We start from the raw sequence: 25,462 nt of genomic DNA, 5'->3' as shown, positions 1-25,462 counted from the left end.
ATAGCAGATTGCCGGCGCCGGTTTATCGCAACGTGGCCAGATAGGCCGCCATGTCGCGCGCGTCAAGCTCGCTCACGCCCATGTCGGGCATGGCCGTCTGCGGCTTGACCGCTTTCGGGTCACGGACCCACAACACCAGGTTGTCGGGCGTGTTGACCAGCTTGCCGGCGATCAGGCTGCGGCTGGCCAGACCCTGCAGCGGCGGCCCGACATTCGGCAAGGCGCTGGTGATGCCGGGGATGGTGTGGCAAGCCTGGCAGGCGTATTGGCCCAGCGCCAGCTTGCCGCGTTCCACATCGCCGGCGCGCAGGGGTGCGGCGGCAGGCGAGCGCTGCGGCGCGGCACCAGCGGCCTGGGTCATCTGCGCATAGGCCTGCGGGCTCAGGGTGGGCAAGGTGGCCACAAAGGCCACCACGTCCCATAGCGCTTCATCGTCCAGCCGGAACTGCCAGGCCGGCATTCCGCTCATCTTGATGCCGTGGCGCGTGATCCAGTAGATCTCGCGCGGGCGCCAGCGCTGCAGCGCGTCCACCAGCGGACCCGGCACCGGCTGCATGCTTTTGCCGATGTCCGACTGCGCCACACCTGGCGCACCGTGGCACTGCACACAGTGGTCGCGGTACAGCGCGGCGCCGCGCTGCCGCCGCGGCGCATCGTCCAGCGCCGGCGTCTCGATGTGGCGGGCGCGCCAGCGTACCGAGTTGCGCATGGTGGTTTCAAGCAGCGAATGCACAGGTTGCAGGTGTTGCGCTGTAGCCCCCACGTTGTACACGCCGCTGTAGACCACGAAGCCCGCGCCGGCCAGCGCAGCGCCCAGCAGGGCGGTGACGGTGGTGAGCACCAGCGTGGTGTTTTTCATCGCTACTATTTTGCGTTGACCGCGTATGGGAGATGGCAAGTGTCGGCGCTGTCCTGCAAGGATTTGCGCGCGCGTGGAGAAGAATCGGGCATGCCGATTTTTGACCCGCTGTCCCGTGCCACCTCGCTGACGCTGTTGGCGCTGGGGCTTGCGGGCCTGGCCGCCTGCGGCGCCGATGCCGCCGATCCCGCACCCCCGCTCAAGCCGGTGGCGGCCGGTGACGCCGCCCGGGGTCTGCGCCTGCTCACGCAGTACCAGTGCGGCAGTTGCCATGCGATTCCCGGCGTGCCGGCGGCGCGCGGCATCCACGGACCGACCCTGCAGGCCTTCGGCAAACGCAGCTACATCGCCGGCCGCGTGCCGAATTTCCCCGAAACACTGGCGCAGTGGATGGTTGCGCCGGCGTCGCTGGTGCCGGACACGCCCATGCCCAGCATGGGTGTCTCGCCCGAGGATGCGCGCCACATGGCGGCTTACCTGGGGCAGCTCGAGTGAGCGCGCCCTTGCTGCCGCTTGCGCCGCAACTCCAGTCGGTGCTGGCGCCGGCCGGCGAGGCCGCCGCCCGCATCACCAGCCTGAGCTGGCTGCTGATCATCGGTGCGACGCTGATTTTTGTTTTTGTCATGGCGCTGCTGGCCGGGTCTCTCCGCAGACGCGATGGCGCGCGACCGGTGTCCTCCCGGCTGTGGATCCTGGGCGGAGGCGTGGTGTTCCCGCTGGTGGTGCTTACGGCCCTGCTGGTCTGGACGATGGCGCGCACCCCCGGCTGGATGGAGCGCCCGCCGCCGGGCGCGCTGATTGTCGGCATCACGGCCCACATGTGGTGGTGGGAAGTGCGTTACCGCGACCCCGCCACCGGGCAGGACGTGGCGCTGGCCAACGAGCTGCATCTGCCCGCAGGCCGGCCTGCGTGGCTGGGCCTGAGCAGTCCCAATGTGATCCACAGCTTCTGGGTGCCGGCACTGGGCGGCAAGATGGACATGGTGCCGGGGCGGGTCGATCACCTGATGGTGCAGGTGGACCAGCCCGGCAGCTGGCGCGGCCAGTGCGCCGAATATTGCGGCGAGCAGCATGCGCGCATGGCCCTGCATGTGGTGGCGCATGCGCCCGCCGACTTCGATGCCTGGCTGGCCGGGCAGGCACGGCCGGCGGCGGCGCCGGATGATGCGCTGCTCGAACGCGGCCGCGCGGCCTTTCTGGCGCAGCGCTGCAATGCCTGCCACACGGTGCGTGGCGTGGCCGACGAAAGCCGTCTCGGGCCCGATCTCACACATGTCGGCAGCCGGCTCTACCTGGGTGCCGGCACCTTGCTCAACCAGCCCGGCGCGATGGCGCACTGGGTCGCGCACACGCAGGACGTGAAGCCGGGCGCGCGCATGCCTTCATCCACCGACATGGATGCCGACACCCTCGCGGCCCTGGCGGCCTGGCTGGAGCACCTGAAATGACCTTCCACACGGCCGACGGCCTGCCTTCCAGCCTGCCGCGCCCGCCGGGTGAACTCGAACGGCTGGAACGCGCTTGGGAAGCGCCGAAAGGCTGGCGCCTGCTGTCGGCCGTCAACAACAGCCAGATCGGTGTCTTCTACATCGCCACCGCGCTGCTGTTCTTCGTGCTGGCCGGCGTGCTGGGGCTGATGATGCGCGCCCAGCTGGCGCTGCCCGACAACACCCTGCTCAGCGCGCAGACCTACAACCAGGTTTTCACCATGCACGGCACGGTGATGATGTTTCTGTTTGCCGTGCCGGTGGTCGAGGCGATTGCGGTTTATCTGCTGCCGGGCATGCTGGGCGCGCGCGACCTGCCATTCCCGCGCCTGAGCGCCTACGCCTTCTGGGCCTATGCGATAGGCGGCATCGCGTTTTTCTGCACGATTTTTTTCGGCGTCTCGCCCGACGGCGGCTGGTTCATGTACCCGCCGCTGACCGGCAAGGAGCATTCTCCGGGCCTGGGCGCCGACTTCTGGCTGCTGGGCATAGGCTTCATCGAAATCTCGGCGATTGCCGGCGCGATCGAACTGATCATCGGCATTTTGTTCACGCGAGCGCCGGGCATGACATTGGGCAAGATGCCGGTCTACGCCTGGGCCATGCTGGTCAGCGCCTTCATGATTGTGTTCGCCTTTCCGGCCATTATTGCCGGCACCCTGCTGCTGGAACTGGAGCGCGCCTTCGACTGGCCTTTCTTCATCGCCGCGCGCGGCGGCGACCCGGTGCTCTGGCAGCACCTGTTCTGGTTCTTCGGCCACCCCGAGGTCTACATCATCTTCCTGCCGGCCGCCGGCATGGTCTCCATGATGGTGCCGGCGATGGCGCGCACGCCGCTGGTCGGTCACCGCGCCATCGTGGTCGCGCTGGTGGCGGTCGGCTTCATCAGTTTTGCGCTGTGGGCCCACCACATGTTCACCGCGGGCCTCAGCCGGCATGCCATGCTGTTTGTCTCGGCCGCGAGTTTTGCGGTGGCGATCCCGAGCGCGGTGCAGGTGTTCTCCTGGATCGCGACTTTCTGGAAAGGCCGCGTGCAGATGACGGCGCCCACGCTGTTTTTGCTGGGCTTTCATTTCATTTTCGTGCTGGGCGGGCTGACCGGCATCATGGTGGCGGTGCTGCCTTTCGATTGGCAGGTGCACGACACCTACTTCATCGTCGCGCACCTGCATTACGTGCTGATAGGCGGCATGGTGTTCCCGGTGTTTGCGGGTCTTTACTACTGGGCGCCGGTGTTCAACGGGCACCGCCTGTCCGAACGCTGCGCGCGCTGGGTCTTCGGCTTGATGTTCGGCGGCTTCAACCTGGCGTTTTTCCCCATGCACATCAGCGGCCTGCTGGGCATGCCGCGGCGCGTCTATACCTATGCGGGCGACCTCGGCTGGAACTTGCTGAACCTGCTGTCGAGCCTGGGCTCCTTCATCCTGGCGCTGGGCGTGCTGCTGTTTTTCATCGATGCGGCGCGCGTGTTGTTCAGGAAAAAAATCGACCACGACAACCCGTGGAACGCGCCCACGCTGGAATGGCTGCCGCAGGAGGACTACGGCATGCGCAGCATTCCGCAGATCGCTTCGCGCGAGCCGCTGTGGGACCGGCCCACCCTGGCCGCCGAGGTGGTGGCCGGCCGGCACTGGCTGCCCGGCACCCGTTCGGGCGGGAGGGAGACCCTGGTGACCAGCTGGCGCGACGCCGTGCCGCAACATTTGCTGGTGCTGCCCGGCGACAGCTGGTGGCCGTTCATCGCGGCGGCGGGCACGGCCGGTTTCTTTTTGCTGCTGACGGTGGCGCAGGTGGTGTTGGCCTTTGCCTGTGGCATCACCGCCATCGTCGCCATCGTGGCCTGGCTGTGGCAAACCGACCAGCCGCCGCATGCGGCGACGGCCGAGGTGGCCGACGGCATCTTCCTGCCGGTGGGCGCGCGCGGCATGGCCTCGCATTCCTGGTGGGCCATGATCATCCTGCTGTGTGTCGATGCCACCGTGTTTGCCTCGCTGGTGTTTGCGCATGTGCATGTGGCCATGGCCGCCGACGTCTGCCCGCCGCCCGGCGCCAGCCTGCCGGGCGCCTTCTGGCCGCTGGCATCCGCCGCCTTGCTGCTGGCTGGTTCGGCTGCGATGCTGGGCGCGCAGGTACTGCTGGCGCGTGGCCGCCGCGCGCCGGTCTGGGCGCTGGTGCTGCTGGCCGTGCTGTGTGTGCTGGCGGCATTCGGCCTGGACGGCCGGGGCCAGCAGCTCGCCGTTCTGAGTCCGACGGCCGATGCCTGGAGCGCGACGGTCGCGGCCATGCTGGCCTGGCAGGGCTTTCATGTGGCGGTGCTGCTCATCATGGGCTTGTATGTCTGTGCACGCGCCTGGAGTGCCAAGCTGCACAGCGACGCCCGCGCCTCGCTGGACAACACCGCTCTGCTCTGGCATTACGTGACGATGCAGGGCCTGGCAGGCATGGGCATCATCCACCTGATGCCGCTTTTCGGCTGATTCTTTTCACGGAGGGACGGGCCATGGAAACATCGAACGATTTTTGCCTGCTGATGACCAGTGTGGACAGCGAGGCCGCCGCGCAGGCGCTGGCCGGCGGCATGGTCGAGGCCGGGCTGGCCGCCTGTGTTCAGGTGGTCCCGACGACCAGCTTTTATGTCTGGAAGGGTGACAGCCGCCGCGAGGCGGAATACCTGCTGCTGGCCAAGACGCGCACGGCCCGGGTGCCTGCGCTGGAGGACTTCATCCGCGCCCATCACCCGTATGAAATTCCCGAGCTGCTGCAGTTGCCGGTTGCGGCCGGGTCGGTCGGGTATCTGGCCTGGCTGCGCGAAGGCACGCGGGCGGCGCCCCTGCCGCCTGCCCCGGTTCAGGAGTAGGTGATCCAGTCCGCGTGTTCCGGTGCGTCCAGGTGTGGCAGCGTGTTGTAGGTCACCAGCATGTGGCGTTTGGGGGTGAAGGCAAACTCGGTCAGCGAGCAGTTGCGGATGCGCAGGTTCAGGTCGATGGTGGCCTCGGGGCTGGTGCCCAGCACATGGCCCACGGCCGTGGCAATCGGGCCGCCGCTGGAGACCAGCAGCACGTTGCCGGTGTAGCTGGTCTTGACGTGGTCGAGCACCCCGGTGATGCCCGCCACAAAATCGGTGTAACTGGGCATGCCGCGCGGGCTGACCACGCCGGCCATCCACTGCGCCAGGCCGTCCTTGAGCAGGCGGAAGTGGCTGCGGACCATTTCGGGCGAGGTCGGTTTTTCGAGTTTGGCCGGATGGATGGCTGCGATCACGGCTTCCGCATCGTATTCATTGAGCCCGGTTTGCCTCAAGGCATCGGGCGCCGTGCCCATGCCTTCGCAGATGCCGGCAAAGGTCTGGATCTGGCGGTTCAGCGTGCCGGTCAGCGCCGCATCGAAGGTCAGGCCCTTGGATTTGAAGTACTCCCCCAGCCGCACGCTTTGACGATGCCCCATGCTGCTCAGCACATCGTAGTTTTCAGCGCCAAACGAGGCCTGGCCGTGGCGCACGAGGTAAAGGGTTCCCATGGGCAAATTGTGGCGCCCACCGAAGCCACACCCAGTCACGCGTGTGACCACCGTTAAAAGTAGTCAGTCCAGCCGGGGCCGCGGAACCGGCTTCGCCGGGCCGCAGGCGCAGCGCCCCCCTGGGGGGCAGCGCACTACGCGAAGCGAGAAGCGTGGGGGCTCAATATCTTGGCGACAGTGGCGCTGTCCACGTTGCCGCCGCACAGCGTGGTGCCCACCACCTGGCCCTTGAGTTGCGCGCGTTCCTGCATGGCGGCTGCAAAACTCGCGGCGCCCGCACCCTCGGCAATGTTGTGGGTGTCGGCATACAGGTCGCGCATGGCCTGCGCGACCTCGGCATCGGTGACCTTCACGATGTGGTCCAGGTGCGGCAGCAGGATGTCGAGTGCGGCCGGGTCCGCGATGCGGCAGGCCATGCCGTCGGCCAGCTGGGTGCTGACCGGCGCTTCGACGACGCGGCCCGCGGCCAGTGAGTCGGCATAGGTGGTGGCATGGGCGCTGACCACACCGACGATGCGCAGCTTGCGGCCCAGTGCCAGCTTGGCGGCAATGGCCGAACATGCGCCCGAGCCCTGGCCGATCGGCACATAGACCACATCGAGTTGCGGCACCGCCAGCATGAACTCCCACCAGTAGGTGCTCACGCCGCTGAGCAGGTCGGCATGAAAACTCGGCACCATGTGTGCGCCGCGTTCGGTCGCCAGGCGCATCGCGTACTCGCGGCTTTCCTGGAAGTCTTCGCCGTGTTCGATCAGCGTGACGCCAAGCGCGCGCATGGCGGCGTTTTTCTCCAGCGAGTTGCCGTGCGGAACCACGATGGTGCAGGCCACGCCATGCGCGCGTGCCGCCCAGCCTATGCTCTGGCCGTGGTTGCCCCGGGTGGCGCTGATGACTTCCTTCGGTAGCGTGCCGGCCTGGCTCAAGGCATCGAAATAAGTCAGCCCGCCGCGTATCTTGAAAGCGCCGACCGGCGTGTGGTTCTCGTGTTTGATCCAGCAGTCGGTGCCCAGCCGCTGGCTCGACAGGCCCCAGCGGTATTGCGGCGTGGCCTGGAACTCGCGGTAAACCACGCGGGCCGCGGCTTCGATGTCTGCGAGTGAAGGCAGCGGGCTGCTGCGCAGGTCTTTCAGAATGGCGTTCATGTGCTTGTCCGTTTTTCGCTCAGCAGGCGCAGCGCCAGCAGGCCCAGCACGCTGCCCATGACATAACGCTGCACGCGCATCCAGGCGATGTTGCGGTTGAGAAAAACCGCCAGGCCGGCGGCGAAAAAGATGATCACGGTGTTGATGGCCAGGCTCACGGCAATCTGCACGGCGCCCAGGCTCAGGCTTTGCAGCAGGACCTGACCGCGCTCGGGGTGCAAAAACTGCGGGAAGAAGGACAGGTAAAACATCGCGACCTTGGGGTTCAGCAAATTGGTCATGAAGCCCATCAGGAACAACTTGCGCGGCGGGTCGTGCGGCAGGCTACGGGTTTCAAACGGCGACAGCCCGCCGGGTTTGACGGCCTGCCAGGCCAGCCACAGCAGGTAGAGCGCGCCGGCGACCTTGATCGCGGTGAACGCCAGCGGCGCCGCCAGAAGCAAGGCGCTCAGGCCGAAGGACGCGCCCAGCAGATGCACCACAAAACCGAGGGCCACACCGCCCAGCGAGACCATGCCGGCAGCGCGTCCCTGGCACAAGGTGCGCGAGATGCAGTAAATCATGTTGGGCCCGGGTGTGAGCACCAGCGCCAGCGCGACGAGGGCGAACCAGGCGAGTTCCTGTGTTGTCAACATCTAGACACCTTTCGATTCGAGCGTGACGAGGCCGCGCGGCGTCTGCAGCGTGGCCAGAAGATTGGGCGCACCCTGGGTCACCGTCACACCGGCCAGCCCGATGGCGGCATGGGCGGCCTGCAACTTGTCGGGCTGCGGGTGGCTGACCTGCAGCGCCTGCAGCGTGACGCCAGACGCCGGCATCGCGTCCAGTGGGTGGGCGGCGCGGGCCGGGTCCTCGCCGGCTTCACCCCACTGGATCAGGGTTGGCAGGCCGCCGTAGAGCAGTCGCTGGCCATCGTCGCGCACGGTGATGCGCCACTGGAGCAGGGCCGTCGCGGTCTGGCGCGCGACTTCCAGGACGCTGCCGCGGTCCAGCCCGAGGGCGGCCAGTGCCTTGACGGCCGAGACCACGCCGGGCACGCTGGCGACAAAATGCACCAGCTGCGGGCCTTCACTGGCCACACGCGCCTGCAGTTCGCGGTCGTCCATGTCGAACCAGCGCTGCGTGCCGGCCGCCCTGAGGGGTGTGACGCCGGGCTGGATCGCAATGATTTCGAAGTAGGCGCGCGGGAAGGCGGGGCCGGCCACGCTGAACAGGCGGTTGTGTGTGCCCATCAGCGGGTGTTCGCCGCCGGGGCCGGGCGTGATGCCCAGAGTCTCTTCGCACCAGACCACGCCCTGCGCCAGGCTGTCGGCCACGACGACCAGGTGATCGACCTGGGCGCGGCTCACAGCGTCACCGTGCCGTTGATACAGGTGACCGATGGACCACCGACCCAGACCTGGGCGGACCCCCGGGTATCCGTCTCGCGCGTCAGGTAGACGCGGCCGGCGCGGCCCAGGCAAGTGCCTTGCGCGGCCACATAACGCTCGGGCGCGTGGCCTTCGGCGATCAGCCATTGCGCCAGGCTGGCGTTCAGGCTGCCGGTGACCGGGTCTTCCTCGATGCCGATGGGCGCTGCAAAAGCCCGCACCTCAAAGTCTGCCGTGGCTGTTTCTGCGGGGCCGGTGGGCGTGCTGCCGGAAAAAGCGCGCGCCTCGCGGTTGGCGCGTGCTATCAAAACAGGAGCTGTCTGCGCTTGATGGGCGCCGGCTATACCTACTTTCAGGCCATGTTTCTTGAGTACGGCGTGATCCGGTTGCAACTGCAGCACGGTGTCGGCGCTGTCCAGCAGCAGGCCCAGCCAGACTGGTCCATTGTCGAGCAGTTGCGCGGCCAGGATGTGCTGCGCTTTCAGGCCGAGGGCGGCGGCCACCTGTGCCAGCACCGCCGGGCTGGGCGCCGAGCGCTGCAGGGGCGGCGCGGCAAAAGCCAGCCGGGCTCCTTCGCGCCGGATGTTCACCAGGCCGACCTGACACTCCTGCACGATGAAGTCCTGGCGCTTGGGCGTGCCGCCGGCCTGCAGCCAGGCGTGGCAACTGCCTAGCGTGGGGTGGCCGGCAAAAGGCAATTCGCCGCCCGGCGTGAAGATACGCACGCGGTAGTCGGCCGCGGGATCGGCGGGCGGCAGCACAAAGGTGGTTTCCGAGAGGTTGGTCCAGCGTGCAAAACGCTGCATGGCTTCGTCGTCCAGGCCGCTGCCGTCCAGCACCACGGCGAGCGGGTTGCCGAAGTAGGGCTGGTCGGTGAAGACGTCGACTTGTTTGAAGGGCCTGGTTTTCATGGTGCTGGATCAGAAGGTGAAAGGGTGAAAGGTGGAAGTTGTCAGGACAGTGCCAGATCCAGCACGCCCTTGCTGGCCTGCCGGGCGCAAAGGCTGTCGTACCAGCGTTCGATGTGGGGCCGGCTCTGGCGCGGTTGCGGCAGGCCGAACCAGCGATGCACCTCGCAGGCCACGGGAATGTCGGCCACGGTGAACCGCTCGCCGACCATGAAGCTGCGCCGCGCGAGGTGGGCGTCCAGCATCGCCATCAGCGCCTCGACCGCGGCGTTGGACTCGTCAAGCAGCGCGGCGTCGCGCTGCTCGGGCGGCGTGCGCACCAGCTGCCAGAAGCCGGGGCGGCTGGCCGGGTTCAGCGTGGTCTGCTGCCAGTCCATCCAGCGCTCGGCGTCAAAACGCTCGCGCAGGTCGGTCGGATACATCTGGCCGGAAGAATGTTTGGCGGCGAGGTAACGCACGATGACATTCGACTCCCACAGCACGTAGTCCCCGTCCTCGATCACCGGCACCAGCGAGTTGGGGTTCAGCGCCATGTACTCAGGGGTCTTCACCACGCCGAACAGGCCGCCGGCTTCCGTGCGCTGGATATCCAGCGCAAGCTCCTGCGCGGTCCAGACGACTTTCTTGACGTTGATGGAGCTCATGCGCCCCCAGATCTTCAGCATCTAGTTGGCCCCCACGCTCGTCGCAGTCCGTTCGTCCTGAGCCTGTCGAAGGATGGCCGTGCCGGGACGGCTCTCCCGGATCGCTGCCGCGAGCGCAGCAATACCCGTGTTGATCTGCGCGATGCTGGCCGTGACAAAGGACAGGCGCAGGGTGCGTTCGTCGGCGTTGTCGGCGTAAAACGCGGCGCCCGGCACAAAAGCCACGTTTTTGTCGACGGCTTTGGGCAGCAGCGCCACCGCGTTCATGCCGGCCGGCAACCGCGCCCACAGGAACATGCCGCCGTCGGGTGTGTTCCAGCTCACGTCAGCCGGCATCTCGCGCTGCAGCGCGGCCAGCATGGCATCACGCTGCGACTTGTACAGCGCGCGAATGGTCGGCACATGGCGGTCCAGGAAGCCGTCCTTCATCACCTCGGCCACCATGCGCTGGTTGAAGCCGGGGCTGTGCAGGTCGGCCGCCTGCTTGGCCTGCAGCAGCTTGGGGTACAGCGCTTTCGGTGCGACCAGAAAACCCAGACGCAGACCGGGCGCCAGCACCTTGGAAAACGAACCGAGATACAGGCAGCCATCCGGGTTGCGGGCGCTCAGCGGCAGCGGCGGCGGCGTGTCGAACCACAGGTCGCCGTAGGGGTTGTCTTCCACAATCGGCAAACCCAGTTCGGCGGCGCGGGCCGACAGCGCGGCGCGGCGCGCTTCGCTCATGGTGCGGCCGGTCGGGTTCTGGAAATTGGGCAACACATAAAGAAAGCGCGCACCTTTGGCCTTGCGTGCGAGGTCGTCCACATCAATGCCTTCGTCGTCGCTGGCCACACTCACCACCTGTGGCTCCATCGGCGTGAAGGCCTGCAGCGCGCCGAGGTAGGTCGGCGTTTCCACCAGGATGGGGCTGTCCTTGTCGATCAGGATCTTGGCCAGCAGATCCAGGCCCTGCTGCGAGCCGGTGGTGATCAGCACCTGCGCGGGGTCCACGTTCCACGGCAGCATGGCCGCCACCATCTCGCGCAGCGGGGCGTAACCTTCGCTGGCGGCGTATTGCAGGGCCGCCGGCCCGTCTTCGCGCAGCACCTTGGCGCAGGCCTCGGCAAACGCGCTGACCGGAAAAGTCTTGGGCGAAGGCAGGCCACCGGCAAAACTGATGATGCCGGGCTTTTCGGTGACCTTGAGGATCTCGCGGATCACCGAGGGGTTCATTTTTTCGGCGCGTGCGGCCAGGGTCCAGTGCATATTGCTTCTTTCCATGGTTGTTCTCTTTTCTGTCGTCAATCCACGATAAACAGTGTCGCACCTTTGGGGGCGCTGGACCGGTGCGCCTCGGCCCCATCGGCCACCTGGTAACTCATGCCTGGCAGCAGCACATGCACACTGCCGTTGTTCAGTTCGGTGTGCAGTTCACCCGCCAGGCACAGCAGGACATGGCCCTTGCTGCACCAGTGGTCGGACACGTAACCGGGCGTGTACTCGACCATGCGCACACGCACCTCGCCAAACTGCTGCGTACGCCAGAAGGCCTGGCCGCTTTGTGCCGAATGCTCGGTACGCGCCACGGTGGACCAGTCGGTCGTGCCGAAAGGAATGTGGCTCATCTTCATGTGGCGGCCTTCAAGGTGACGGTGTGGACGGGCATTTTTTTGCCGGCAAACACGGTGGCGATCACGGCCAGGGCAAAACCCACGGTGACCGCGTCCAGGCGCTCGCCGAGCAGCGGCACCGCAAACAGCATGGACAAAAAGGGCTGGACCAGCTGCACCTGGCTGACACGTACCGTGCCGCCCAGCGCCAGGCCGCGGTACCAGGCAAAAAAGCCCAGCCACATCGAAAACACACCGAGATAGGCAAAGCCGGCCCAGGCGCTGGTCTTGATCGCCGCCTGGGGCCAGCTCAGCAGCGCCAGAGGCAGCGTCAGGGGCAGGGAGATCAGCAGCGCCCAGCAGATCACATGTTCGGCCTGCATGTGCTGCGACAGCCGCGCGCCGTAGCCGTAACCGACGGCCGCGCACAACATGCCGGCCAGCAGCAGAAGGTCTGCGAAATGGATGGACAGGCCGGCGCCGCCGCCGGAGCGCAGCACGGCAAACACCACCACCAGGGCGCTGCCGAGGGCCGCGCACAGCCAGAAACCGGCCGAGGGCCGCTGGCGGTGCAGCAGGGCGCCGACGGCGGCAGTGGCCAGCGGCAACACACCGACGATCACGCTGGCATGCATGGCCTCGACATAACGCATGGCGATCGAGGTGAACAGCGGGAAGCCGAACACCACGCCGCCGGCGGTGATGGCCAGCGGCAGCCAGTCCTGCCGCTGCGGCAGCGGTGCGCGCGTGGCGAGCAAAAACACGGCCGACAACGCGGCTGCGACCACGGCCCGGCCCAGCGCGATGAACACGCCCGACATCTGCGGCGCCTCGGGCGTGCCCACGGCCAGTCGCGTCATCGGCAGGGTCACCGCAAAAATCACGATGCCCAGCAGACCCAGCCACAGGCCCTTGTTGATCTGTTGTTGCGTCATAAAAAGAGCATCCAGATCGCGGTGGCCACCAGCACGGCCGCCATGGCGCGGTTGAACCAGACCAAACGCCGACCGCTGCCTGCGGGGCCGGACAGCCACTCGCGCAGCAGCGAGCCGACCAGCGCGTAGGTCAGGTTGCTGGCAAAGGCATAGGCCAGCATCACCGGCAACACCACGGCAAAACGCAGGCCGGGGTCGCTGCGCCCGGCGATCCAGCCGCTGACGATCGCCAGCGCCAGCATCCAGGCCTTGATGTTGACGAACTGCAGTGCCGCGCCCTGCCAGAAGCCGACGTTCATGCGTTCCGCGTCGGCTTCGCTGAGCTGGCCCAACTGCCGGGTGCGCGCGATTTTCGAGGCCAGCCAGAGCAGGTAAACCACGCCGATGAGTTTGATCGCCAGGCCCAGCAGCGGAATCGCCAGCAGCAGCGCGCCCAAACCCAGCGCGCACAGGCTCAGCAACACGCCCCAGCCGACCGGCACCGCGCAGACAAAAGGCATGGCGCGGCGCAGGCCGTGGTTGGCCGCAAGGGCGGTGGACAGGGTGGTGTTGGGGCCAGGCGAAAAGCTCATCGCCGTCGCCAGCACCAGCAGGGCTGTAAATTCTTGCCAATTCATGACTCAGACTTTATAGTTCAAGCCAGCACACTACCAATACAGTTGTAGTGACAAATTTTCAAACTGTGCTGGTCAAATTATCAGCACACAGGTCGCTGGTGCAGCGTTGCACCGGGGCCGCCGGAGTCCGCCATGTTGATGAAAACCGCCTCCCAGTCCCTGACCGAGCAGCTCAGCGCCCGGTTTGCCGAGCGTATTCGCAGCCGCTTGCTGGCGCCCGGCGCGCGCCTGCCCTCGGTGCGCCTGTGTGCCGAGCAGCAGGGCGTCAGCGTGTCCACCGTCGTCGCGGCTTATGACCAGTTGCAGGCGCAGGGCCTGGTGGTGGCGCGCAGGAACCGCGGGTTTTTTGTCCGCGATGCATCGTTCAATGCAGTCCTGGCGCCCGCCCATTCAGCGCGTGTCGCTACAAAAAACGGAGCAACCGGGGCGCTGGAGGCAAGTGCGCCCGACACCCCGGCGCCGCTGAGCAGCTGGAGCACCGCGACCTGGATGGCGAGCCGGCAGGCGCCGGTGGATGCCACCGCGCTGATCCGCGGCATGTTCCACAAGGTCAGCAACAAGCCGCAACCGGGCATGGGTGTGTTTCCGACCGAGTGGCTGGAGACCAGCTTCATGCCGGCGGCGGTGCGCAGGGTCACCAGCGGCAGCGCGCTGCGCGAGTTTTCACTCAGTTATGGCGAACCCATGGGTGACAGCGGCCTGCGCCGCGCGCTCTCGCAAAAACTCAGCGCGCTCAATGTGCATGCGCTGCCCGAACAGATCATCACCAGCGTGGGCGCCACCCATGCCCTGGACATCGTGAGCCGCACGCTGCTGCGCGCCGGCGACTGCGTGATGGTCGAGGAGCCCGGCTGGGCCGTGGAGTTTGCCCGGCTCGATGCGCTGGGCATGCGCATCCTGCCGGTGCCGCGGCGCGCCGACGGGCCGGACCTGGAAGTGATGGCGCAGTACTGCGCGCTGCACAGCCCGAAGCTGTTTGTCAGCGTCAGCGTGTTCCACAACCCGACCGGTTATTGCCTGACCCCGGGCAGCGCGCACCGCGTGCTGCAGCTGGCCAACCAGCACAACTTCCACATCGTCGAGGACGACACCTACAGCCACCTGGCGCCCGAACATGCGACGCGGCTGTGTGCGCTCGACGGCCTGCAGCGCACGATTTATGTCAGCGGTTTTGCCAAGATCCTCGCTCCCGGCTGGCGCGTCGGTTTCATGGCCGCGCCGCCCGACCTGGTGGAGCGCCTGCTCGACACCAAGCTGCTGGGCACGCTGACCACGCCCTCGCTGCTGGAAAAAGCGCTGGCCTGGTGCATCGACCAGGGCCAGCTGCGCCGCCATGCCGAACGCATTCGCACACGGCTGGACGCGGCGCGCGCGCGCAGCGTCAAGCTGGCGCTGGCGCACGGCTGCAGTTTTGCGGCGGAGCCCGCCGGCCTGTTCGGCTGGGTGGAGACCGGCGTGGACACCGACGCGCTGGCGCAGCGCATGCTCGACGAGGGTTACCTGATCGCGCCGGGTGCGCTGTTTCACGCGGTGCGCAAACCCAGCACCCTGATGCGCATCAACTTTGCGACGACGCAGGAGGCGGCGTTCTGGAAGGTGTTTGCGCGGCTGCGGGACAGCATGAAGTGAGCTGCCTTCAAGTTTTTATGTGTTTTTGGACACCAGCCCTTGATGGGCGGGTGCAAGCAGCTATTGAATTAATAGCAAACGCGGTCCCCCGGGCCGGCGAGGAAAAAGGGGTCTCTTCATGCTGATCGAGCAACTCCGGCCTGCCCACGCGCCCGACTACCGGGCGCTCATGCTCGAGGCCTATGCCCTGCATCCCGACGCTTTCACTTCCAGCGTCGCCGAGCGCGCCGCCCTGCCGCCGTCGTGGTGGCAGTCGCGGCTCAGCGAAGCGCCGCTGGCCGCAGAGCGGGTGCTCGGTGTCTTTCAGGACGACCGGCTCGCCGGTGTGGCCGGCCTGTCGTTCGAGACGCGCGAGAAGCTGCGCCACAAGGCCGCCCTCTTCGGCATGTATGTGCCCGCCCGGTGTCGCCAGCAGGGGCTGGGGCGCAGTCTGGTGCAGGCCGTGCTGGTTCAGGCGGGCGCCCGTCCCGGGGTCCGGCTGGTCCAGCTCACGGTGACGCAGGGGAACGACGCTGCCCGGGCCTTGTATGAAAGCTGCGGCTTTGTTGCCTATGGTGTCGAGCCCTTTGCCGTCGCCACAGGTCCGGCCTACGTCTCCAAGATCCACATGTGGTGCAACATCGGGCTTCCCGATGCCAGCCTCTCCTGACCCGGGACACACCATGGCAGGCAGGAGCCCAGGTATTTCCGAATGAACGCTGCTGAAACGCTTTTCGCACGCGCTGCGCGCAACTTCTTCACCCACAGTGGTCATGTGCCACTGGTATTGCTGATTCTCGAGGCGCTGCTGGCGCGCCCCGGTTATTTTGCCGGCGCCGACCCCTATCTGTTGCTGGCCTCGGGCATCGGGCAGGCCTGGCTGATGGAGTGGTTGGCCCTGCGCGGCCGGCCGCGGCCTTTTCTCGCCAATCTGGCCGGCCCGCTGCTTTATTCCCTGGTCGAGACGGGCCTTGAGGGCGCCGCTTTCTTCCAGCAGTGGCATCACCAGGCCTACTGGGCTTTTGCGCTCGGCTTCGCCCTGCTGCAATCGGCGCAGGCCAGGCAAGCGGGGGGCGCGGCCCCTCTGGTGTTGGCAGAGAACGTACTGCGCTCGGCGATCCCGCTGGTGATGTATGCGCTGTTCGAGGCCCGCAGCAAGAACACAGCGCTGTCGTTCGACGTCTTCTTTGCCGACCGCGCGCATGACTTTCTTGCCGTGGTGCTGCTCTTGCTCGGGGTGCTGCTGGGCTTTGCCGACATCAATCTGCGCCGCTCACTGGCCACGGTGCGCTCGCTGACGGCGCGCCTGCGCCAGTATTCGGAGTGGTCGCTTGGGCGTGGCATTCTTGACCGTGCGATTGCTGACGAGCGCAGCCTGTCGCTGCAGCGCGTGGGTCGCGCCATCTTGTTCATGGACATTCGCGGCTTTACCGCCTGGAGCGAATCGCAGACGCCCGAGGCCGTGGTCCGCATGCTCAATGCCTATTACCGGACGGCGGAAGAGGCGCTGAACGAGCACCCTCCGATCAAGCTCAAATACACCGCCGATGAAGTCATGGCCGTGTTTGCGGATGCGGCCCAGGCCGTGACCGCGGGCTCGCGCATGCTGGCCTCGACGCGCAAGCTGCTGGCAGCTTCGAATCTGGCGGCCGGTGCCGGCGTGCATTGTGGCCAGGTCGTCGAAGGGGTGCTCGGCGGCGAGGGCGCCAAGGCCTATGATTTCATAGGCGACACGGTGAATACCGCGCAACGCCTGTGTGATGCCGCCGCGCCCGGCGAATTGCTGGTGAGCATCGTCGCCTGCGACGCCGCAGGCCTTGCGCCCATGCAGCAGCGCGACATCCTGGCCAAAGGCAAGCGCGAGCCTTTGCGCGTGGCGGTGTTTGCATGAGTGATCGCCGGAGCGGGTCGTTGGCGCGGACGACGCACCGGAGGGCCCGTCGTTGCAGCTGTTGTCCGACTCCTTTCAAACAATGAGGTTTTAAATGAATAACACCGTCTGGTACTCCCGGTTCGCGAAACAGGCGGCGCACTTCTGCGGCCGCCCCAGGGTGTTCGTGCTCGCGGTGGGTGTGATCGCGGCGTGGATCGTCACCGGCCCCCTGTTCGGCTTCAGTGACACCTGGCAACTGGTCATCAACACTGGCACCACCATCGTGACCTTCCTGATGGTTTTTCTGATCCAGAACACGCAGAATAGGGACACCGAAGCCATCCAGGTGAAACTCGATGAACTGATTCGCGCAACACAGGGCGCACACAACGCCTTGCTCGATCTGGAAGAGCTCGAAGAAGGGAGCCTCGATGCATTCCGGACCAAATACCAGGCTCTTGCCAGCGCCGCAAGAGCGGAGTTGAAGCGCGGCTTCCGGGACACCGGAACGCCAGAACCCTGAACCGTCACCTGGCGACGGACCCGGACAGCCGGCCCCGGGTCCTGCTGCGATCGACCCAGACATGCGGTCCGGAACTGCGAGGATGATCATGATTGATTCAGACGTTCGAAAGTCTGCGCTGACGGCCACCATCGAGAATGCGAGGACGCAGGCCGTCCGCTGCGCTGCGGGGTGCGTCATGCTGCTGGCGGGGAATCTTCCCGCCGCCGCCCTGGCCCAGACCGCCTGCCCCGGCATTCACGTGAAGATTCTGGACATCCGGAGCAGCACAGGCGCCGTGGCCTGCGCGCTGTTCGAGTCGTCGGTGGGGTTTCCGACGGAATACTTGCACGCTGCCACCCAGATCATGGTCATCAAGGTCCGGGACAGGCAGGCACGCTGCGACTTTGAAGACATCGCGCCGGGCAGTTATGCCCTGGCCGTCGTGCATGATGAAAACATGAACGGCAAACTGGATGTGAACTGGCTGGGCATCCCGGTGGAGGGCTACGGGTTTTCAAATGACGCCAGCGCCCTGCTGGGGGCTCCCTCGTTTGCGGCCGCCAGCTTTCCCTATGGCGGGGAAAACCTGGAGATGACGGTCGGCCTGCATTACTGACGACGCTTGCCGCCTGGCGACCGGCCGTCCGTGCCCCCGAAAAAGCCGCGTGGCCGCTCAGAGCATCTCGTCAGGCGCCAGCGGGCCAATCAGCATGAGCATGAGCTTGAGCCCCAGGCTCGCGTCCGGCTCCGTGCGGGAGTCCTTCAGCTGCGAGCCTTGAGGCGCGCGCCAGATCAGCTGGTCGTTTTCCAGCTCGACCTTGTAGGCGCCCTTGGCGAGCGCCGGTTCAATCAGCCGGGTGGTGTCGGCCGAGAGTTTGCGGCTGCGGATCACCAGCGCGACCTCGCTGTTCTGCAACTGGGAGCGCAGGTCCAGATTCATGGACCCGATCACCAGCAGGGTATCGTCGAGCACCACGATCTTGGCATGCAGACTGGCGCGTGAGCCGCCTGCCGAGCCGGTACTGCCGAGAGAGCTGAAGCCGCTCAGCGTGCCTTCCTGCTCGGCGCGCATTTCATACAGTTCAATGCCCAGGCCCAGCAGTTCCTTGCGGTAACGGGCGTACCCCACATGGGCGGCAGGCGCATCGTTGGACGCCAGGGAGTTGGTCAGCACCCGGATGCGCACGTCCTTGCGCCGGATGGCCGCGAGCTGGTCCATCATGCGCCGGCCCGGTACAAAGTAGGGCGAGACGATCAGCAGGTCGCTTTTGGCCTCTGCCATCAGTTGCAGCAGGCCATCGACCGTGGTGTCCTGCGACGCTTCCACCGCGTCGGCGTCGGCGGCGATCTTGGAAGCCTTGTCGACCAGCAGCGTTGACGGCGCCCAGATCCATTCGAGCAGCGCCAGGTTGGTGCTGTCGGGCAGGGGTTCGACCACGCTGACCGAGCCGTCCAGCGCGGTGACCTTGCGCACGGCGGATTTCGCGGTTGGGGCCCGGGCGGCGCCGGTGGCATTGCCGCCGGCGGAGGCGCTGGCTTCGCTGGTGACCGGCCCGGCCTGGCCTGCCGGCGAGCCCGCTGCCGGCGGCGGTTTCATGGCTTCCAGCTGTTCTGCGGTCATCAGGGACTGCACCGGGTAGGCCAGCGGGTTGTTCCAGTACAGGTCAAAGCTGCGCGAGAGTTCGCGCACGATCCGCCCGGCCGCCAGCACGTCGGCGTCGATGAAGTTGGTGGACTCGCCCTGGCCGAAGTAGGTTTCGCCGAGGTTGCGCCCGCCGGTGATGGCGACCGCGTTGTCGGCGACAAAAATCTTGTTGTGCATGCGCCGCTGGAGGCGGTCCATGTCTTTCAGCGCCCCGAGGATGCGGAAAAACAGCGACCCGCGCCCGCCGGGCAGGGGATTGAACAGGCGCAGCTCGATGTTTTTCCCAAAGGCGAGTTTGAGCACCTGGGCGTTTTTGCCGGCGGTGTTGAAGTCGTCGAGCAGGATGCGGATGCGCACGCCGCGGGCGGCGGCGGCGCGCAGGGCGTCAAACATCCGCAGCGTGGTCTCGTCGGCATGGATCGCGTAGTACTGGATGTCCAGTGTTTTCTGCGCGGCATTGATCAGCGCCATGCGGCTGGTGAAGGCCAGTTCGGCGCTGTTGACCAGCGCAAAGCCGGAATCGTTGTGGGTTTCCGCCTGGGCAGCGCGGGCTTGCACGGCCCGACCGATGCGGGTTTCCGTCGGGTCGGCCAGGGCCGACGAGACCGGCCGGTCCACTTCGCTGGGCAGGGACGCGCAACCGGTCAGCCACAGACCCAGCATCAGCGCAGCCAACCAGCGCCAGGGGGCAAGAAACAGGCGGGCAGGAGGCGGCGTACGTGGGGGCATGAAGTGGTTTTGGACAATGCTGCCACTGTAGCGCAGGCCGCTGTTTCAAAGGGGGTTACACGCCCCGACACCGGCGCGAAATCCTGTAGGTGTTTTACCCGATCCGCCGGCGACCTCGCGCAACCCGACTGCTAACTGGACAGGGTCTCCCAGCGCTGCAACGCCGCCATCAGTTCTTCCTCGATTTTCGTGTTGCGGGCGTTCAGTTCGGCCGCACGTTTGGCGTTGGTCGTGTACAGCGTGCCGTCAAACAGCTCCTGCTCGATCGCCTTCTGCTGCGACTCGAGCTGCTGGATCAGCGCCGGCAAGCCGTCGAGTTCTCGCTGTTCCTTGTAGCTCAGCTTCTTTTTTGATAGCGGCTCGCGCACGTCCTTGCTGGGCTCCGGCGTGTTTTTGCCTGTATTTTTGGTGCTGGCGGGAGCAGCGGTTGCCTTGTTGCTGCCGATGATTTGCGCCGCACGTTTCGACTGGGTGATCCAGTCCGTCACGCCGCCCTCGTACTCGCGCCAGAAACCCGGGTTGTCGGGCGTGCCCTCGTAGGCAATCGTGCTGGTGACCACGTTGTCGAGGAAGCGCCTGTCGTGGCTGACCAGGAAGACGGTGCCTTCGTAGTTCTGCAGCAGGTCTTCCAGCAGCTCCAGCGTGTCGATGTCCAGGTCGTTGGTGGGCTCGTCGAGCACCAGTACATTGGCCGGCCGGGCGAACAGGCGGGCCAGCAGCAGGCGGTTGCGTTCGCCGCCGCTCAAGCTGCGCACGGGGGAGCGGGCGCGCTCGGGGCTGAACAGAAAGTCGGTCAGGTAACTCTTGACGTGTTTTTTCTGGCCGTTGATCTCGACCCACTCGCTGCCCGGGCTGATGAAGTCTTCCAGCGTCGCGTCCAGGTCCAGGGCGTCGCGCATCTGGTCGAAGTAGGCCACCTGCAGGTTCGCGCCCTGGCGCACCTTGCCGGGGGGCAGGGTCACATCGGGCTGCAATTCGCCCAGAATCAGCTTGAGCAGCGTGCTTTTGCCGGCGCCGTTGGGGCCCAGCAGGCCCACCTTGTCGCCGCGCAGCAGGGTCGCGCTGAAACCATTGACGATGATTTTGGAGGCACCCGGGTGGCCAAAACTTTTCGTCACATTGGTCAGTTCGGCCACGATCTTGCCGCTCTTGTCGCCGCTGGAGACGTCCAGGTTGACCCGGCCCACCGCATCACGCCGCGCCGAGCGGTTGTCGCGCAGGGCTTCGAGCCGGCCGATACGCGCCACGCTGCGGGTGCGGCGTGCTTCCACACCCTTGCGGATCCACACCTCTTCCTGCGCCAGCAGCTTGTCGGCCTTGGCGTTGATGACGGCTTCCTGCGCCATCTGCTCTTCCTTTTGCACCAGGTACTGCGCAAAGTTGCCGGGGTAGCTCAGCAGCTTGCCGCGGTCCAGCTCGACGATGACGGTCGCGACCTGGTCCAGGAAGGCCCGGTCGTGGGTGATGGTGATGATGCTGCCGTTGAAGTTGACCAGCAGCTCTTCGAGCCAGGCAATCGAGTCGAGGTCCAGGTGGTTGGTCGGCTCGTCGAGCAGCAGCACGTCGGGCTTGGCGACCAGCGCCTGGGCCAGGGCCACGCGTTTTTTGGTGCCGCCCGAGAGCGAGCCGACGATGGCGTCCTTGTCCAGGTGCAGGCGGTGCAGGGTTTCCTCCACGCGCTGCTCCCAGTTCCAGCCGTCCAGCGCCTCGATTTCCGACTGCAGGGCGTCCAGGTCGGTGTGTTCGTCGGCCGCCAGGTACAGCTCCACCACGTGTCTGGTCCTTGCCAGTCCTGCGCTGGCAGCTATGAAAACCGTAGCGTGCGGATCCAGGCTGGGCTCCTGCGGCACGTAGGCGATGCGCAGGTTCTGCTGCAGCTGCAGCGTGCCGTCGTCGGGTTTTTCCAGACCCGCGAGGATTTTGAGCAGGGAGGATTTGCCCGTGCCGTTGCGGCCGATCAGGCCAATGCGCTGGTTCGGTTCCAGCGAAAAATCTGCGTGGTCCAGCAGTGCGACGTGCCCAAAAGCGAGTTGAGCGTCAAGAAGTGTAATTAATGCCATGTTGTCAGGGATTATCCGGGTGCGCCATTTCGCATGCTGGTTTCCGGGCTTTGGGAGATGAAGGCCGGATGGCTATAGTGCAATGGACATCAGCGGCGGGCAGCCGCTCGCGCCGGGCCAGCCCGGTACCACCGGACGTTTTATGGAACTACAAATCAACGGCCAGGCCGTGCAGGTGGACGCCGACCCGGCCATGCCTTTGCTGTGGGTGCTGCGCGACCTGCTCAACATGACGGGCACCAAGTTCGGCTGCGGTGTGGCGGCCTGCGGTGCCTGCACCGTGCGGGTGGACGGGCAGGCGGTGCGCGCCTGTGTCACCCCCGTGGCCACCCTGGCCGGCAGGCGCATCCAGACCATCGAGGCGCTGGGCACACCCGCCAGGCCGCATGCGCTGCAGCGCGCCTGGATCGCCGAACAGGTGCCGCAATGCGGCTACTGCCAGTCCGGCATGTTGATGGCGGCGGCGGCCCTGCTCGAAAAGACGCCGAAACCGACCGACGCCGACATTGATGCCGCCATGACCAACATCTGCCGCTGCGGAACCTATCAGCGCGTCCGCCTGGCGATCAAGCGCGCCGCAGGCATGGGTGCCGCCCGGGCACCGGTGAAGAAGCGTTCATGAAAAGAAGGACCTGGCTGCTCAGCGCGGCGGGCGCTGCCGGTGCCCTGATCGTGGGCTGGGGCGCGTTGCCGCCGCGCTCGCGCACCGGTTCCGGCCGGCTCTGGCCGCCGGCCGAGGACCAGGTGGCGCTCAACGGCTGGATCAAGATCACCGCCGACGGCTCGGTGGTGCTGGCCATGGCGCGCAGCGAGATGGGGCAGGGCGTCCACACGGCCTTGCCCATGCTGGTGGCCGAAGAGCTGGATGTGCCGCTGTCGCGCGTCCACCTTGAGCAGGCCGGTGCCGACAGCATCTACGGCAATGTCGCGATGCTGGTCGCCGGCCTGCCTTTTCACCCCTTCGAGCTCGAGGAGCGACCGTTCAAGGTCAGGGCGGGCGAATGGGTGGTCCGCAAGCTGGCGCGTGAGCTGGGCATCAACGCCACCGGCGGCTCGAGCAGTGTGGCCGACGCCTGGCAGGTGCTGCGCGCCGCGGCCGCCACGGCGCGCGCCTCCCTGCTGGGGGCGGCGTCGCTGCAGTGGCGCCTGCCGGTGGCCGAGTTCACCGTTAGCAACGGCGTGATTTCGCACCCGTCGGGCAAATCCGCGCATTACGGTGAACTGGCCCGTTTTGCCGCCGCCACCCCGCCGGGCAGCGTGACACTCAAGGCGCGCGAGGACTGGCAGGTCATTGGCCGGAACGCGCCGCGCAAGGATGTTCCCGCCAAGGTTGATGGCACGGCCCGTTTCGGGCTCGATGTGCGTTTGCCCGGCATGCTTTACGCGGCGATCCGGCTGTGTCCCATGCTGGGCGGCTCCCCCGGGACGATTGATGTGAACGCGGCGCTGGCCATGCCGGGTGTGGAGCGCTTGGTGCGCCTGGCTGCCTATGCCGGATCCACCGCGGGCTTTGCCGTCGTGGGGAAAAGCTGGTGGCAGTGCCAGCAGGCGGCGCAGGCGGTGCCGGTGGACTGGCGCCAGCGCCCCGCCGGCGCTCTCGACTCGCGCCAGATCGCGCGCGAGCTGGAAGCTGCGTTACAGGGGGAAGATGGCTTCACCTTTTACGAAAAGGGGTCCGTGGCACAGGCCGAGGCGGGCGCCGCCCGCAAGCTGGAGGCCTTGTACCGCGCGCCCTATCTGGCGCACGCCGCGCTGGAGCCCATGAACTGCACGGCCCAGGTCAGGGACGGCAAGGTGTTTCTCTGGGTGCCGACCCAGGTGCCGCAGATGGGTGCGGCGATCGCAGCGCGCGTGGCCGGCGTGGCGGTGGAAGATGTCAGCGTCACCGTCACCTTGCTGGGTGGCGGTTTTGGCCGCCGGCTGGAGGTGGATTACATCGCCCAGGCGGTCCGGGTGGCCCTGGAATGTGGTGGCCGTCCGGTGCAGCTGATCTGGTCCCGGGAAGAAGACACCACCCACGACTTTTACCGGCCCATGCATGTGGCCAGGCTGGTCGCGGCAGTCGACGCCCAGGGCCAACCCGTCAGCCTGCGTATCCGGTCGGCCGGCGATGCCATCAGTCCGCGCTGGCTGGAACGTGGCGTACCCATGCTGGCCGGCCCCGTCGATACGCCCGACAAAACCACGGCGGAGGGCCTGTTTGACCTGCCTTACGGCTTTGCCCACCAGCACATGTCGCATGTGGCCACCCGAAAAAGTGTCCCTGTGGGTTTCTGGCGCTCCGTGGGGCATTCGCACAATGCCTTTTTTTCGGAATGTTTCATCGACGAACTGGCTTTGGCGGTGCAGCAGGACCCGCTGGCCCTGCGCCGGCAGCTGCTCAGGGATGCGCCGCGCTACCTGGCCGTGCTGGAACTGGCCGCGAAGCAGTCCGGATGGGGTGGGAAATTGCCCACGGGGCGTGCCAGGGGCATCGCATTGCATGAATCTTTTGGCTCCATCGTGGCGCAGGTGGTCGAGGTCTCGCTGCTCGATGGCCAGCCGCGTGTACACCGGGTGGTCTGTGCGATCGACTGCGGCACCGTGGTTAACCCCGGCATCGTCGCCCAGCAAATGGAAAGTGCCGTGGTGTTTGCGCTGACGGCCGCCTTGTACGGCAAGGTGGACATCCACGATGGCGTGGTGCAACAGAGGAACTTCCCCGACTACCCGATGTTGCTGCTGGCGCAGGCGCCCCTGGTTGAGACCCATCTGGTGGCCAGTACGCGGCCTCCTGGCGGTGTGGGTGAACCGGGCGTGCCGCCGCTCGCGCCCGCCGTGGCTAACGCCTTGTTTGCACTGACAGGAACGAGGTTGCGGTCCCTGCCGCTGGTTCTCTAGTTTTATCCGGCGTAGCGGCAGGCGGTCGGGTTGCGGTGGTGTGAAGCCAGGGGGGATCAAGACGCGTTTTTCAACATCTTTTCTCGCAACCCCCAGAAAACAGTGCTATAGTCGATGGCTCTGCTGATGAAACAGCGAATCGCCAAAGGCGGCTCCAGTCAGAAGGCAGAAAAAAAGCTTCAAAAAAGTTTGACTGTGATGAAAAATCCGGTATATAATTTGAGGCTCAGCTGATTACAGCTAACGACGAAAGCGAAGCCGCCAAGCGGTGACGAAAGTAGTCAGGATCATTAAAAATTTACAGCCGATAAGTATGGGCGTTTGAAGGCGATTGCCAGGCGAAGTCAGTGAAAGCTGATCAGCCAGGTCTTCTGACCTTAAACGCTCATGGAGATAGAAAATGTGAAATCGTCAAGATTTCTCATCAATTCCGTTTTTATGAGTTTCTTCCCGCAGTCAAATGTGGGGAGTTGAAAATTATTGCAGTGATTAAACTAAAGAGTTTGATCCTGGCTCAGATTGAACGCTGGCGGCATGCCTTACACATGCAAGTCGAACGGTAGAGTAGCAATACTCGAGAGTGGCGAACGGGTGAGTAATATGAGTGGCGAACGGGTGAGTAATATATCGGAACGTGCCCAGTCGTGGGGGATAACGTAGAGAAATTTACGCTAATACCGCATACGATCTAAGGATGAAAGCGGGGGACTCGCAAGGGCCTCGCGCGATTGGAGCGGCTGATATCAGATTAGGTTGTTGGTGAGGTAAAAGCTCACCAAGCCGACGATCTGTAGCTGGTTTGAGAGAACGACCAGCCACACTGGGACTGAGACACGGCCCAGACTCCTACGGGAGGCAGCAGTGGGGAATTTTGGACAATGGGCGAAAGCCTGATCCAGCAATGCCGCGTGCAGGAAGAAGGCCTTCGGGTTGTAAACTGCTTTTGTACGGAACGAAACGGTCCTTTCTAATAAAGAGGGCTAATGACGGTACCGTAAGAATAAGCACCGGCTAACTACGTGCCAGCAGCCGCGGTAATACGTAGGGTGCGAGCGTTAATCGGAATTACTGGGCGTAAAGCGTGCGCAGGCGGTT

General features: G+C 65.7%; 24 protein-coding genes and 1 rRNA gene. 12 read left to right on the top strand and 13 right to left on the bottom strand.

Annotated features, from left to right (window positions below; translation table 11 throughout):
* Window positions 1-22 precede the first annotated feature (22 nt).
* The gene (locus B7X65_RS16110) at window positions 23-859 is read right to left on the bottom strand and encodes a c-type cytochrome (RefSeq protein ID WP_293595317.1); all 837 of its coding nucleotides are present in this window, start codon (window positions 857-859) and stop codon (window positions 23-25) included.
* Window positions 860-949: 90 nt separating this feature from the next.
* Here B7X65_RS16110 and B7X65_RS16105 point away from each other — a divergent pair, with 90 nt between their 5' ends.
* Genes B7X65_RS16105 through cutA form a run of 4 tightly spaced genes read left to right on the top strand, consistent with a single transcriptional unit; the run spans window position 950 to window position 5,203 of the window.
* Window positions 950-1,354, top strand: coding sequence for a c-type cytochrome (locus tag B7X65_RS16105; protein WP_293595316.1), 405 nt, complete (start codon window positions 950-952; stop codon window positions 1,352-1,354).
* Window positions 1,351-2,307 carry a cytochrome c oxidase subunit II gene (gene coxB, locus B7X65_RS16100; RefSeq protein ID WP_293595315.1) on the top strand — a complete coding sequence of 319 codons (957 nt, stop codon included), beginning with the start codon at window positions 1,351-1,353 and terminating at the stop codon, window positions 2,305-2,307. The genes B7X65_RS16105 and coxB overlap by 4 nt, the downstream gene beginning before the upstream one ends.
* Entirely contained in the window at window positions 2,304-4,823 is a 2,520-nt protein-coding gene (gene ctaD, locus B7X65_RS16095; protein WP_293595314.1) for a cytochrome c oxidase subunit I, read from the top strand. The genes coxB and ctaD overlap by 4 nt, the downstream gene beginning before the upstream one ends.
* Before the next feature lie 23 nt (window positions 4,824-4,846).
* Window positions 4,847-5,203 carry a divalent-cation tolerance protein CutA gene (cutA, locus tag B7X65_RS16090; RefSeq protein ID WP_293595313.1) on the top strand — a complete coding sequence of 119 codons (357 nt, stop codon included), beginning with the start codon at window positions 4,847-4,849 and terminating at the stop codon, window positions 5,201-5,203.
* Here cutA and B7X65_RS16085 read toward each other — a convergent pair.
* The 10 genes from B7X65_RS16085 to B7X65_RS16040 all read right to left on the bottom strand — a co-directional run bounded on the left by B7X65_RS16085 (window position 5,194) and on the right by B7X65_RS16040 (window position 13,067).
* Window positions 5,194-5,862, bottom strand: coding sequence for a histidine phosphatase family protein (locus B7X65_RS16085; RefSeq protein ID WP_293595312.1), 669 nt, complete (start codon window positions 5,860-5,862; stop codon window positions 5,194-5,196). The two genes, cutA and B7X65_RS16085, sit on opposite strands and share 10 nt — an antisense overlap.
* Window positions 5,863-5,996: 134 nt before the next feature.
* Window positions 5,997-7,004, bottom strand: a complete 1,008-nt coding sequence (locus B7X65_RS16080) for a threonine dehydratase (RefSeq protein WP_293595311.1) — start codon at window positions 7,002-7,004, stop codon at window positions 5,997-5,999.
* Window positions 7,001-7,639 (bottom strand): LysE family translocator, encoded by a 639-nt coding sequence (locus B7X65_RS16075; RefSeq protein WP_293595310.1) that lies wholly within the window; start codon window positions 7,637-7,639, stop codon window positions 7,001-7,003. The genes B7X65_RS16080 and B7X65_RS16075 overlap by 4 nt, the downstream gene beginning before the upstream one ends.
* Window positions 7,640-8,353, bottom strand: coding sequence for a VOC family protein (locus tag B7X65_RS16070; RefSeq protein ID WP_293595309.1), 714 nt, complete (start codon window positions 8,351-8,353; stop codon window positions 7,640-7,642).
* Complete coding sequence (locus tag B7X65_RS16065; RefSeq protein ID WP_293595308.1) at window positions 8,350-9,285, bottom strand: PhzF family phenazine biosynthesis protein; 936 nt, start codon at window positions 9,283-9,285, stop codon at window positions 8,350-8,352. The genes B7X65_RS16070 and B7X65_RS16065 overlap by 4 nt, the downstream gene beginning before the upstream one ends.
* Before the next feature lie 41 nt (window positions 9,286-9,326).
* Window positions 9,327-9,947 (bottom strand): glutathione S-transferase, encoded by a 621-nt coding sequence (locus B7X65_RS16060; RefSeq protein WP_293595307.1) that lies wholly within the window; start codon window positions 9,945-9,947, stop codon window positions 9,327-9,329.
* Window positions 9,948-11,186 carry a PLP-dependent aminotransferase family protein gene (locus B7X65_RS16055; RefSeq protein ID WP_293595306.1) on the bottom strand — a complete coding sequence of 413 codons (1,239 nt, stop codon included), beginning with the start codon at window positions 11,184-11,186 and terminating at the stop codon, window positions 9,948-9,950.
* A gap of 20 nt (window positions 11,187-11,206) precedes the next feature.
* Window positions 11,207-11,536 (bottom strand): DHCW motif cupin fold protein, encoded by a 330-nt coding sequence (locus tag B7X65_RS16050; protein WP_293595305.1) that lies wholly within the window; start codon window positions 11,534-11,536, stop codon window positions 11,207-11,209.
* Window positions 11,533-12,450, bottom strand: coding sequence for a DMT family transporter (locus B7X65_RS16045; RefSeq protein WP_293595304.1), 918 nt, complete (start codon window positions 12,448-12,450; stop codon window positions 11,533-11,535). The genes B7X65_RS16050 and B7X65_RS16045 overlap by 4 nt, the downstream gene beginning before the upstream one ends.
* Window positions 12,447-13,067 carry a LysE family translocator gene (locus B7X65_RS16040; RefSeq protein WP_293595303.1) on the bottom strand — a complete coding sequence of 207 codons (621 nt, stop codon included), beginning with the start codon at window positions 13,065-13,067 and terminating at the stop codon, window positions 12,447-12,449. The genes B7X65_RS16045 and B7X65_RS16040 overlap by 4 nt, the downstream gene beginning before the upstream one ends.
* Window positions 13,068-13,199: 132 nt before the next feature.
* Here B7X65_RS16040 and B7X65_RS16035 point away from each other — a divergent pair, with 132 nt between their 5' ends.
* From B7X65_RS16035 to B7X65_RS16015, 5 genes are all read left to right on the top strand, one after another.
* Window positions 13,200-14,696 carry a PLP-dependent aminotransferase family protein gene (locus tag B7X65_RS16035; protein WP_293595302.1) on the top strand — a complete coding sequence of 499 codons (1,497 nt, stop codon included), beginning with the start codon at window positions 13,200-13,202 and terminating at the stop codon, window positions 14,694-14,696.
* Window positions 14,697-14,814: 118 nt separating this feature from the next.
* A complete protein-coding gene (locus tag B7X65_RS16030; RefSeq protein ID WP_293595301.1) occupies window positions 14,815-15,345 on the top strand; it encodes a GNAT family N-acetyltransferase in 531 nt (176 codons plus the stop codon).
* Window positions 15,346-15,387: 42 nt separating this feature from the next.
* The gene (locus tag B7X65_RS16025; protein WP_293595300.1) at window positions 15,388-16,566 is read left to right on the top strand and encodes an adenylate/guanylate cyclase domain-containing protein; all 1,179 of its coding nucleotides are present in this window, start codon (window positions 15,388-15,390) and stop codon (window positions 16,564-16,566) included.
* Between the two features lie 94 nt (window positions 16,567-16,660).
* Window positions 16,661-17,071: a low affinity iron permease family protein gene (locus B7X65_RS16020; RefSeq protein ID WP_293595299.1), complete on the top strand. Its 411-nt coding sequence runs from the start codon at window positions 16,661-16,663 to the stop codon at window positions 17,069-17,071.
* Window positions 17,072-17,159: 88 nt separating this feature from the next.
* Window positions 17,160-17,669 (top strand): DUF2141 domain-containing protein, encoded by a 510-nt coding sequence (locus tag B7X65_RS16015; RefSeq protein ID WP_293595298.1) that lies wholly within the window; start codon window positions 17,160-17,162, stop codon window positions 17,667-17,669.
* 57 nt (window positions 17,670-17,726) lie between these two features.
* Here B7X65_RS16015 and B7X65_RS16010 read toward each other — a convergent pair whose 3' ends face one another.
* Window positions 17,727-19,427 carry a phospholipase D family protein gene (locus tag B7X65_RS16010; protein WP_293595297.1) on the bottom strand — a complete coding sequence of 567 codons (1,701 nt, stop codon included), beginning with the start codon at window positions 19,425-19,427 and terminating at the stop codon, window positions 17,727-17,729.
* A 131-nt stretch (window positions 19,428-19,558) separates the two neighbouring features.
* On the bottom strand, window positions 19,559-21,487 hold the full coding sequence (locus B7X65_RS16005; protein WP_293595296.1) for an ATP-binding cassette domain-containing protein: 1,929 nt from the start codon (window positions 21,485-21,487) through the stop codon (window positions 19,559-19,561).
* 142 nt (window positions 21,488-21,629) lie between these two features.
* Here B7X65_RS16005 and B7X65_RS16000 point away from each other — a divergent pair, with 142 nt between their 5' ends.
* The 3 genes from B7X65_RS16000 to B7X65_RS15990 form a co-directional block, all read left to right on the top strand.
* Window positions 21,630-22,109 carry a (2Fe-2S)-binding protein gene (locus B7X65_RS16000; RefSeq protein WP_293595295.1) on the top strand — a complete coding sequence of 160 codons (480 nt, stop codon included), beginning with the start codon at window positions 21,630-21,632 and terminating at the stop codon, window positions 22,107-22,109.
* Window positions 22,106-24,367 (top strand): molybdopterin cofactor-binding domain-containing protein, encoded by a 2,262-nt coding sequence (locus B7X65_RS15995; protein ID WP_293595294.1) that lies wholly within the window; start codon window positions 22,106-22,108, stop codon window positions 24,365-24,367. Before B7X65_RS16000 ends, B7X65_RS15995 begins: the two co-directional genes overlap by 4 nt.
* A 491-nt stretch (window positions 24,368-24,858) precedes the next feature.
* A 16S ribosomal RNA gene (locus B7X65_RS15990) occupies window positions 24,859-25,462 on the top strand; the annotation flags it as partial.

It is taken from the genome of Polaromonas sp. 39-63-25, assembly GCF_002278925.1.
Lineage (GTDB): Bacteria > Pseudomonadota > Gammaproteobacteria > Burkholderiales > Burkholderiaceae_C > Polaromonas.
This window is presented reverse-complemented; position numbering and strand designations above follow the sequence as displayed.